Source organism: Candidatus Woesearchaeota archaeon (assembly GCA_003694805.1).
Classification (GTDB): domain Archaea; phylum Nanobdellota; class Nanobdellia; order Woesearchaeales; family J110; genus J110.
The window spans coordinates 1-1,198 of the sequence record RFJU01000080.1 but is presented as its reverse complement, the minus strand read 5'-3'; the positions used below and the strand labels follow the sequence as shown (position 1 = coordinate 1,198).

Sequence of the window (1,198 nt, the reverse complement as noted above, 5' to 3'; positions counted from 1 at the left end):
TTCCACTCCGTTTTCGGCACTTATTTTTTTTGTAGGCAAGGTACGAGTAAATAGTCGCGGCGGCAGACACAACAAGCAAAGGAGTGACGATAACCAGGAATGCCTGCCTCCTCGCAAACACGCCGAAAATCATTGCTGCTCCTGCTACCTGAAACCACCTCCCCGCCTTTCTGTTCGTTTCATACCACACTTCGTCACTGCTCAACGTCCACGGCGTCCTCACACCGAAGAACCAGTTGCGCTCCACGAGGCGGAACGTGTGGCCAAGGACGATGCAGAGCAAGCCAGTTACCACGGGAAGTGTTCTTGAAAATGGGATGTGTATGCCAATATTCCATAAGAGAACCTGCACGTGTATCACCGTAAAAAAGCCAAGGAGTGCAATGACAAACAAGTGGACCTGAGCCGTGATCGATGAGGGTTTCTTTTTCAGCAAAGGGTCACTCGAAGGCAACCAAAGAAGCAGCAGCGCAACAACTCCTGAGAGGACGGGGAGGAACAGAAGTCCTCCAAGCTTCCCCATAGATCCGTCTACCACTCCCTGAGCGTTCCAATGAGTGGCGAGGCGAGAAGGAACGTGCGGGAAGAAAACCGCTGAGAGCAGGAACTGCGTGAAGAGCAGGAGTATGATCGCGAGAGAAGCGTACCGCATATGCTCCCTCCTTTGCTAAGAGTAATTAAATGTTTTGTAATTAACTATTTTGGACTGTTTACCCTCCGGTTCGAAACTTTGCTCTGCCTGCTTTGCTCTGCCAAACAGCAACGCTTAAAAATGAACGGGTGTTTTCCAGCCGACAGGTTGTCCTGGTCCAGTACGCGGCTCGGGCAAACCGGGAAGCGCAATTCTCATACGCCTTCCCAGGAGGAAGCAAGAACATGGCACGAATGCACAGCAGAGCAAAGGGAAAGTCAGGCTCCACCAAGCCTGCCAAACCCACCAAGCCCGTGTGGCTGAAGTATAAAGCAAAGGAAGTTGAACTGCTCATCGTCAAGTACGCGAAGGAAGGTCTGAGTGCAAGCCAAATAGGGACGACGTTGCGCGACAAGTACGGCATCCCTTCTGTCAAACTCGTGACAGGGAAGAGTATCGGGGCGATCCTTCAAGAGAAGAACTTCGCACCTGAGATTCCAGAAGATTTGCTTGCCCTCATGAAGCGCTCCGTTCAAATACGCAAGCACCTCGAGCAAAACAAGCACG

The 1,198-nt window shown here is 51.6% G+C and carries 2 protein-coding genes; one reads left to right on the top strand and one right to left on the bottom strand.

Annotated elements, in window-relative coordinates; all coding sequences use genetic code 11:
- Positions 1-652: SdpI family protein (locus tag D6783_02905; protein RME53103.1), on the bottom strand; the 652-nt coding region annotated here is incomplete at its 3' end.
- 92 nt (positions 653-744) lie between these two features.
- On the opposite strand from D6783_02905, the gene D6783_02900 reads away from it, so the two are divergent.
- A partial coding sequence (locus tag D6783_02900; GenBank protein RME53102.1) for a hypothetical protein occupies positions 745-1,198 on the top strand: 454 nt, incomplete at its 3' end.